We start from the raw sequence: 6,084 nt of genomic DNA on the forward strand, positions 1-6,084 counted from the left end.
GGTACGCACGGAGGCGCTTTGTGCGCCTCCGTCATGTCTGGGCCGATGGTGGTTATCTGGGCAAGCTGGTCACCTGGACGCTGGAAACACTGGGCTGGACACTGGAAATCATCAAGCGTAGTGACAGGGCCAAAGGGTTTCAGGTGCTGCCTCGCCGCTGGGTGGTGGAACGCTCATTGGCGTGGTTGACGCGCTCACGTCGGCTGAGCCGGGACTATGAAGGCCGCTGCCACACCTCCGCTTCCTGGTGCTATCTCGCCAACATTCGCTTGATGCTCCGTCGTCTTGATCCTTCTGTCGAACCTTTATAAACGCGCTCTTAGCGTGCGTCATGGGATGGATCCTCCATTGAAGAGTTGTAATTCAGGGTATTCAGGAAAGTTTCGACGACCCGTGCATCAAGCAGCTCCCCCGCTTCCTTGCGCAATTGTGCGGCGGCTTCCTCGTGGGTCCACGCCCGCTTGTAAGGACGCTCGCTGGTCAGGGCGTCGTAAACGTCCACCACCGCGAAGACCCGCGCAGCGAGTGGAATGTCCGCGCCGGCCAGTCCTTTCGGGTACCCGCTGCCATTCCAGCGCTCCTGGTGGTACAGCACGACCTCCAGGGCAGTGGGGGGCAGGGAAGGAATGTGGTGCAGCATCTCGTATCCAATGCCCGGGTGGCGCTTGATCACCTCCCACTCTTCCGGGTCAAGCTTGCCGGGCTTGAGCAGGATCGCGTCGGGAATGGCCACCTTGCCGGTATCGTGCAGAAACGCGCCCCAGCGCAGGGCGTCCAGGTCGTCGCCTGAAATTCCCAGGGCCTGACCCAGATGCTCGGTCAAGGCCACCACACGGTCGGTGTGGCCCTTCGTTTCGTAATCCCGGTACTCCAGCGCCAGGCCCAGCGCCCGCAGGGTCTCTTCACGGGACAGCTTCAGGTCGTCGAGGTGGGCGCTGCGTTCCACGGCGCGGCTGGCATGTTCACTCACGCCGGTCAGCAGCCGACGGGTGTCGCCGTCCACCTCGAACCTCCCGTTCGTGCCGAAAGCCATGAAGCCCCGCAAGACGCCTCTCGACACCACCGGCAGAACCGCCAGGGACGTCCAGACCTGCCGTGGCAGCGGTTCAGGTGGACTGAACACTGCCTGCTCAGCGCCCGCGAAGAAGGCCTCGTGTCGCCGCAGGGCCTTGCCGATTTCACCGTTGCGGTGGATCCGCTCCAGTGGGGCGGCCCAGGCGAGCATCTGCTCCGCGTTCTCTCCGGCATGCAACGGTTCAATCAGGGTGTCGCCGTTGACCGGAAAGTAAAAGCTATAGGTGTAGGGCGTCAAGTCCAGGCAGCGCTCAAGAGCGGTCTGAATATGTTGCTCGGTGTCCTCCTGCGCGGCGAACTCTGCAGTCAGGTCCACCAGCTGCTGAAAGCGGCGCAGTTGGAGGCGCAGGGCCTGCTCCGCTTCTTTGCGCGAGGTGATGTCCCGGGTGGCGACATGCGTCTCCACCAGCACGCCCTGCTCGTCCAGCACCTGGCGCACCGTACTTTCCACCCACAGGACCGTCCCGTCACGGCCCCGGATTCGGTAGGCCGGCGTGGCTGCCTGGATCTTCCAGGCAGCTTCGACCCTGGGCAGATCCTCCGGGTGGACCAACTGACGAATCTTGCCCGGACATGCCTGCAGTTCCTCAGGGGAATACCCGAGCAGATTCTGTGCGGCTGGCGAAATATAGATGCACTCCTGGTCCGGATTGTAGATGTGGATCAGCGTGTCGGATTGCTCCCCGATCAGTTGCAGCCGACGTTCACTGGCCTGGCGTGCCTGCTCGCCCTCGATCCGGGCCGTCACGTCACGGGTGTTGATCACCACGCCCTGGAGGTCAGGATCATGGACGGCGTTGGTGCCAGTGGACTCCAGCCACACCCAGTGGCCTGCTTTGTGCTGAAAGCGGTAGGTGACCAGACAGGGCAGCCGACCACCCACTATCTCTCTGAACGCCCGGTTGACCCGGTCGCGGTCATCCGGGTGGATGCCTTCGAACACGTTCAGGCCGATGCGCTCCTGAGGCGTGTGGCCCAGCATGCGCTCGACCGAAGGACTGATGTACTGCGTCGTTCCGGTGAGGCTGATGATGGAGACCGGGTCGGAACTGTATTCCGCGAGCTTGCGGTACAACCGTTCCTGGGCCTGAAGCCGTGCGTGTAATTCACTGCGTTCCAGCGCCAGGGCACATTGAGCCGCGACGCTCCGGAGGTGCTGTCGTTCAGTTTCACTGGGGACGCGGTCCTCCTGGAAGGACAGGGTGATGGCCCCCATCACCTTTCCGTTGCTCTTGAGCAGCAGGACGGCATTGCTGCCGATGCGAGAAGCGGGGGCATGTTCCAGATGCGGATACAGGATCTGCCAGTCCTCGCGCGTTAAGTACATATCACGGTCTTCACGAATAGCGTCGGCCGCGGGGACAGGCGTGTCTAAGCCAAAGTGCCGCCAGGGGCGCTCGAGACGTTCCGGGTACCCGGCGCTGCCCAGCACAGTCACAAGTGTGCCGCCCTCCTCCAGCAGCAGGACGCCGCCGGCGAGGGCACCCATAGCTTCGATCCCCTGAAGCAGCATGACCTGCACGACCTCGTCGGTGGTGCTGGTGCTGGCCAGGGCCATGCTGAGTCCTTCCAGCGCACGGGCTCTCTGCGCGGCCATTATCTCGGCAGTCACGTCCCGTGACTGGACCAGGATGCCGCGCACTTCTGGGACGTCCAGCAGATTGACCGCAGTGCCTTTCCACCAGCGCCAACTGCCGTTGGCATGGCGCATCCGGTAGGGGCGCAGCGTCAGCGTCTCTCCGGGCCTGGAGAGATGGACCTGACGGGCAACCCATTCACGGTCTTCCGGATGCAGGTGGTCCAAGCTGATGTGCTGGCGTCTGGGCGCACGGTCACGGTCATGGCCGAGGTGCTGACGTGCGGAAGGACTTTGGTACAGGATCTGTCCATGCTGGTCAAGCAGGGTGATGAGGTCGGCACTGTGTTCGATGAGCGCTTGAAAGATGCTGTCGTTGTCGTGCAGGGCACTGAGGGCAAAGGGAATTGTGGAGAATTCAGTCATTGGGACCTCAGAAGCCGGGTTCCATGAATAAGAGCCTGACGCAAAGTCAAGAATAGCTGAATATTTTCACATCTTCCTTACATTTGGAATGTCTGAACAAACCATTGGTCATCTCCGTATGGACGGGCAGCTTGCGGGTGTCTCCTTCAGGTCCATAAATGATGGCCGGGCGTTCGCAGCGCCCTGGCACTGGGGCGATCTTCCATGCTTCACATCGGCGATGTGGCACGGGCAGCCGCTGGGCTGCGGCATAAGGCAAGAACGAGACGTGATATCCAAACCTCCGGCAAGCTCGCTCTCAAAAAATCGTCTCTCCTCTCAGGAATCGCCATGACACTCTCGCCCCGCCAACTCACCATTACGATCACGTGACCCCATACCCTGATGTTTCAACGCCATCACCCGTGAAAATTCACCAGCAAGTGGACCGAAGCTTTTTAGCCGCTCAATCCAACCGTCTGGTCCCCATTGATATTTTGAAGTGTGGGACCAATGCTTCCTTTTTTACGCTTATTGCGTCTATGATAAGCTGAAGCCATGACTGCTTCAACCTTCGAGCCGCCACCTGATGAACAGCGCCAGCTTCAGGTTCTGGCCCAGCACCTCGAACAGGGAGCGCGTGTGGTGGTCAATCTGCCCGGTCAACCGCCGCTGGCGATTTCCCCTGTGCTGATCGAACTCCTGAAGGCCAGTCTCAAGGAATTCGGGGCGGGACATGGCGTGACGCTGCTGACCAGCAAACGCGAACTCAGCACGGCTGAGGCGGCTGCACTCCTGGGCATCAGCCGTCCACACCTGATCCAGACCCTGCTGGCGGACGGCACGCTGCCCCACCGCCTGGTGGGCACACACCGCCGCCTCGCGCTGACCGACGTGCTGCGGTATCAGGCGGAACGCGAACGGCAGCACGCCCTGCTCGACGAGATCACGGCGGAAGAACAGGCCGCCGGACTGTACTGAGCTTGCCGCTCAGACTCTTTCTGGATGCCAACGTGCTGTACGCAGCCCTTCTGCGTGACCTGGTGTTGAGGCTGGCGGTGGAACGGGTCTGTCAGGTTCACTGGTCTGCCGAGATTCAACACGAGTGGAAACGGCATCTGGTGGACGACGCTGGCTACGCCGAGGCCGTTATTGCCCGGACCCAGGCCCGCATGGACGCGGCCTTCCCCCAGGCCCAGGTCACGGGTTACGAGGGACTGATCCCGGAACTTTCCCTGCCCGATCCAGCGGACTGTCATGTGCTGGCCGCGGCCGTGCAGGCCAGGGCCAGCGTGCTGGTGACGTTCAATCTGAAGGATTTCCCGCCTGAAGTGCTGGCGGGACATGGCCTGCTGCCGCTGCACCCGGATGTGCTGTTGCCCCGTTTATGGGCCGAGTCGCCAGATGGCTTCCGACAAGCTTTGAAACGGCCGATGGGTGCGTTGAAGGCGCCGCCGATGGGTCTGGAGGACATTGCCGCAGCGCTGGCGAACCTCCAGATGCCCCGAACGGCCCTCCTGCTGCGGGATGAGATCAGGTTCTGAGGGTCGTAGACCCTCACCTGACACCTTGACGCCAGCAGTGGTTCATTGCTGGGTGGTCCTCGCCCAATGCTCCAGGCTTCACCAGCCGCTTGCGCATGGACTGACGGCCAAGCCCGCGCCTATCCGCCCACCGCCACTGATGGTGGATACGATCGACGGTTACCCTCGCCACCGGTCTCTGCCACCCACGGCATGTCAGCACACTGCGAGACTGGCCCAGCAGCCAGGCTCACATTGTCCGAGGGCCTGGTTCCATGACTACGAGCCTGCATGAGGAGTAAATGAATTCGACATCATGCTGGACGGTATTCTTCGGCTTCAGAGTTCTGTGAACGTGTGGTGCGTACCATCCGGCAATGTCCTCCTATGATCCGCCTCGCTCTGTGCCCAAGGGCAACGGCGGCCCGGCACTCTGCGACTGCCAGACCGTCGCACCGCTGGACATGACCCGCGTCACCGCCCTGTCCATTCGCGCTGGCTCCACCCACCTGCAACGCAAACTCGCTGTCTTTCTGTCCGCCCATGACATTCCCGGCGAAATTGAGGCGGGTTCCATTCAGGTCAGTCGGACGTCGTTTGACCGACTGGACGGTCTTCTGGCCGCATTTTCACGCACGGAGCGCCCGGACCTGCTGGCCGCCCCCTGGCTGGACGGACGGCTTGACCTCTGGCAGTTAGCCCCGCTGGAGCAGTGGATACAGCGCCTGGCCACGCCCTGGTTCGCCACCATCAGCGATCACCTGAAGTTTCATCTGCAACCAGTGGTTCATCTGGGTACGGGCGAAGTGTACGGCTATGAAGCCCTGGTCCGCGCGCAGCAGCACGGCCCACTGATCGGTGCCTGGCCCCTCCTGCAAGCGGCTGCGGCCCATGGACAGGCCCGCGCCTTCGACGCCCATGCCCGCAAGACGGCCATCCGCCAGGCCTACCCGCAACTCGGCGCGGACCAGCAGCTCTTTATCAACTTCGCTCCAGGCGTGGTCTACAACCCGGACATCTGCCTTCAGACGACGTTTGCCGCCTGCCGGGAGGTGGAGGCCGACTTCTCGCGGCTGGTCTTTGAGGTGACCGAGAGCGAGACCTTCCCGGACCTGGGATTGCTGCGCTCCATTCTGGAGCGCTACCAACAGGAAGGCGCACAGGTGGCCCTGGATGACCTGGGGGCCGGACACACCAGCCTGAGCTACCTGACGGAACTCCGGCCAGACATCGTCAAGCTGGACCGGGCGCTGATCAGCGGCCTGCATGAGAATGACCGCCGGGTCCCCCTGGTCAGCGCGCTGATCGGGTACGCCCATGACCTGGGCATCCGGGTCGTCGCCGAGGGCATCGAGACGCAGGGCGAGCTGAGCCTGATGATGACCCTGGGCGCCGACTATGCGCAGGGCTATTTTCTGGGTCGGCCAGCCCCAGAAGTGGCCGGCCTCCTGCCCCAGGCCGCCCGCTTCTGGGGCCCGTCATGATTCAGCTCGCTGAATCAGACAC

The 6,084-nt window shown here is 62.5% G+C and carries 5 protein-coding genes; 4 read left to right on the plus strand and 1 reads right to left on the minus strand.

The window, feature by feature from the left end; all coding sequences use genetic code 11:
• Positions 1-311: transposase (locus BOO71_RS10860; RefSeq protein WP_139322891.1), on the plus strand; the 311-nt coding region annotated here is incomplete at its 5' end.
• An 8-nt stretch (positions 312-319) separates the two neighbouring features.
• On the opposite strand, the gene BOO71_RS10865 is transcribed toward BOO71_RS10860, so the two are convergent.
• Positions 320-3,076, minus strand: coding sequence for a PAS domain S-box protein (locus tag BOO71_RS10865; RefSeq protein WP_075832233.1), 2,757 nt, complete (start codon positions 3,074-3,076; stop codon positions 320-322).
• 537 nt (positions 3,077-3,613) lie between these two features.
• Here BOO71_RS10865 and BOO71_RS10870 point away from each other — a divergent pair.
• The 3 genes from BOO71_RS10870 to BOO71_RS10880 all read left to right on the plus strand — a co-directional run bounded on the left by BOO71_RS10870 (position 3,614) and on the right by BOO71_RS10880 (position 6,062).
• Positions 3,614-4,036, plus strand: coding sequence for a helix-turn-helix domain-containing protein (locus BOO71_RS10870; RefSeq protein ID WP_083653345.1), 423 nt, complete (start codon positions 3,614-3,616; stop codon positions 4,034-4,036).
• A gap of 2 nt (positions 4,037-4,038) precedes the next feature.
• Entirely contained in the window at positions 4,039-4,599 is a 561-nt protein-coding gene (locus tag BOO71_RS10875; RefSeq protein WP_075832235.1) for a PIN domain-containing protein, read from the plus strand.
• 356 nt (positions 4,600-4,955) lie between these two features.
• Entirely contained in the window at positions 4,956-6,062 is a 1,107-nt protein-coding gene (locus tag BOO71_RS10880; protein ID WP_254843123.1) for an EAL domain-containing protein, read from the plus strand.
• Positions 6,063-6,084 lie beyond the last annotated feature (22 nt).

Source organism: Deinococcus marmoris, assembly GCF_001949125.1.
Taxonomy (GTDB): domain Bacteria; phylum Deinococcota; class Deinococci; order Deinococcales; family Deinococcaceae; genus Deinococcus; species Deinococcus marmoris_A.

Bases quoted from the DNA above. Each gene is read 5' to 3' on its own strand.
- BOO71_RS10865 (WP_075832233.1), bottom strand. From the start codon at position 3,076: ATGACTGAATTCTCCACAATTCCCTTTGCCCTCAGTGCCCTGCACGAC.
- BOO71_RS10870 (WP_083653345.1), top strand. From the start codon at position 3,614: ATGACTGCTTCAACCTTCGAGCCGCCACCTGATGAACAGCGCCAGCTT.
- BOO71_RS10880 (WP_254843123.1), top strand. From the start codon at position 4,956: ATGTCCTCCTATGATCCGCCTCGCTCTGTGCCCAAGGGCAACGGCGGC.